The sequence below is a fragment of the Acaryochloris sp. IP29b_bin.137 genome, from assembly GCF_028285745.1.
In the GTDB taxonomy this organism is placed as follows: Bacteria; Cyanobacteriota; Cyanobacteriia; order Thermosynechococcales; family Thermosynechococcaceae; genus Acaryochloris.
In genome coordinates this window covers 1-2,773 of the sequence record NZ_JANQOP010000336.1, presented here as the reverse complement: position 1 = coordinate 2,773, position 2,773 = coordinate 1, and the positions used below count along the sequence as shown (strand labels likewise).

Below are 2,773 nucleotides of genomic sequence, written 5' to 3'. Positions count from 1 at the left end.
CTGACCCAAGATCATTTGCAGTATATGGAGACCCTCCCCAGTGACCCGGTGGAGATGATTGATGATCTGATCAAAATGCGACAGTACACGCCTGAAGCGCTGGGATTGGCAGAAACGATCAGTCAAACAGAACTGAGAAAACAGCTGTTTCTAAAAACGGTGTCGAAGGGTGACCCGAAGCGCAAGCGCTTGGTCAATGACTTGATTCAACTCGCCGGTGGATTGGATCAGGCCTTCTCAGCAGCTTTCGGTCCCCAAGCAGGTCGATTCTTTAGCGATGCCCAGCGAACGAGCAGCGTAACTCGCCGGGAGTTTCTGCGCAATATTGCGGTTGGAGCCGCTCTGGTTACCCTTACTAACTGTGCCCCTGGCGGCAATAAGCCCGATATTGGAGACACCAACGTCGATCCAGAATTAACCGCCAAGCTAGAAAAAACAGATCTCAAGGTGGGGTTTATCCCCATTACCTGTGCAACTCCGATTATTATGTCTGAGCCCTTAGGGTTCTACAAAAAGCATGGTTTGAACGCCAAAGTGGTCAAAATGCCGAGTTGGGGTGCGGTGCGAGACTCTGCGATCGCAGGTGAACTCGACGCGTATCACATGCTAGCCCCCATGCCCATCGCCATGACCTTAGGATTAGGGTCTAGCTCTTTTGGCGTCAAGCTGGCCAGTATCGAGAATATTAATGGCCAAGCGATTACGGTGACCAACCGTCATAAGGGCAAGGTCAAAGGCCCGGCAGACTTTAAAGGGTTTGTGATCGGTGTGCCCTTCCCCTACTCCATGCATAATCTTCTACTGCGCTACTACCTCGCTACGGGGGGCATTGATCCCGATAAAGATGTCAAGATTCGTCCCGTTCCCCCGCCCGACAGCATTGCCCAATTGGTGGCCGGGGATATTGATGCCTACTTAATGCCAGATCCCTTCAACCAGCGAGCTGTCTTCGAGGGAGAAGGCTTTATTCACAAATTAACGAAAGATTTGTGGCCCAATCATCCCTGCTGTGCCTTTGCCGCCAGTGATGAATGGATCGACGCCAATCCCAACACCTTCCGAGCCTTAAACAAGTCGATCATCGAAGCGGCAGGCTATGCCAGCAAGGCTGACAATCGGCCCGAAATTGCCAAGGCGATTTCTGAACGAGCCTTCTTGAATCAGCCGACGGAAGTTGTGGAAGCCGTTTTGACGGGCAAGTTTGACGACGGGAATGGTCAAACCCTGGATATTCCCGATCGAATTGACTTTGACCCCTATCCTTGGCAAAGCTTTGCCAACTGGATTTCGGCGCAGCTTGTGCGGTGGGACTTGCAAGGTGATGGCAAAGCCAAAACCGCCATCGATGGCAAGTATGACGAAGTGGGTAAAGATATTTTCCTTACGGATGTGGCCCGTGAACTGGCGACTGAACTGGGGCAGACTCCACCCGAAGAAATCTATAAAACCGAAACCTTAGCCTTTGACGAATTTGATCCGGCTAATCCGGCCCAATACATCGAAGAGCAAATCAAGAAATATGGTGTTTAATCCAAGAAATCATGGCCCTGAGTACGCATCAAATCCCCAAAGCCCCCACCAAACCAGGACTCTCTGAGAATGCTCAAGCAATCCTGATCTCCCTGCTGTTTTTGGGACTGTTTCTCACGGTTTGGGAAGTGGGGGCCAATGCCAAAATCTTTGCCAAGGGCATGCCTAATGCCACGGACACCCTGGGAGAACTGTGGTTTTGGATTTCCGACCCTTTCTTTGATAATGGCCCCAATGATTTAGGGATTGGCTGGAACTTACTGACGAGCCTGCGCCGGGTGGCGATTGGCTACACCTTGGCGTCTATTATTGCAGTGCCTCTTGGGATATTGCTGGGCATGTCTCGGGTGGCGGCCAAGGCCTTTAATCCCTATGTGCAGCTTCTCAAACCCGTTTCCCCTTTAGCCTGGTTGCCCTTGGGGCTTTATATTTTCCGCAATTCCGAGAATACAGGCGTCTTCATTATCTTGATCAGCAGTATTTGGCCGACCCTGGTGAATACCGTGTTTGGCGTCGCCAATGTGAGTCCTGAGTATCTGGATGTGTCGAAAACGTTAGGTGCGTCCAAACTGCGGACGGTCTTCAAGGTGATTATTCCCGCAGCCCTTCCCAATATCATTGCCGGGCTACGGATCAGCATGGGGATTGCCTGGCTGGTCATTGTTGCGGCTGAGATGCTCCTGGGTTCTGGATTAGGCTATTTCGTCTGGAATGAGTGGAACAACCTGTCCATATCCAATATTCTGGTGGCCATTTTCATTATTGGTTTGGTGGGTATTGTTTTGGACCAAATCTTCGCTTATCTGGAAAAATTAGTCTCTTTTGGGCGGCAAGCATCATGATCACCTCTTCTCCTCCTGTCGATATGGAAACGTCCACTAGTGTTCAACTGAGCTTGCGCAATGTCTCTAAAGTTTTCCCCGCTAAAGGAGGAATCCCATTCTTCAAGCGGAACTCCACATCGAACTTTATTGCCATTGAAGATATCAGCTTGGATATCCAGCACAATACCTTTGTCACCATCATTGGGCCATCGGGCTGTGGCAAATCGACGCTACTAAACATCATTGCTGGCTTGAGTACCGCAACCTCTGGCACCGTCGATCTGGATGGTCAGCCTATCCTCGGTCCTGGCCCCGATCGAGGTATGGTCTTTCAAAATTATGCCCTGATGCCCTGGATGACCGTAGAAGAAAATATTCGGTTTGCGGTGGAGACCGTTTATCCCAAGCTAGCCAAGCAG

The 2,773-nt window shown here is 50.7% G+C and carries 3 protein-coding genes; all 3 read left to right on the top strand.

Translation table 11 applies throughout. The annotated features are described in order from the left end of the window. Nucleotides 1-1,530: CmpA/NrtA family ABC transporter substrate-binding protein (locus tag Q0991_RS22820; protein WP_299492945.1), on the top strand; the 1,530-nt coding region annotated here is incomplete at its 5' end. 11 nt (nucleotides 1,531-1,541) lie between these two features. Further along, nucleotides 1,542-2,372, top strand: a complete 831-nt coding sequence (ntrB, locus tag Q0991_RS22815; RefSeq protein WP_299492943.1) for a nitrate ABC transporter permease — start codon at nucleotides 1,542-1,544, stop codon at nucleotides 2,370-2,372. After that, nucleotides 2,369-2,773, top strand: a 405-nt coding sequence (locus Q0991_RS22810; RefSeq protein WP_299492941.1) for an ATP-binding cassette domain-containing protein, incomplete at its 3' end; no start/stop codon positions are given. The genes ntrB and Q0991_RS22810, both read left to right, overlap by 4 nt.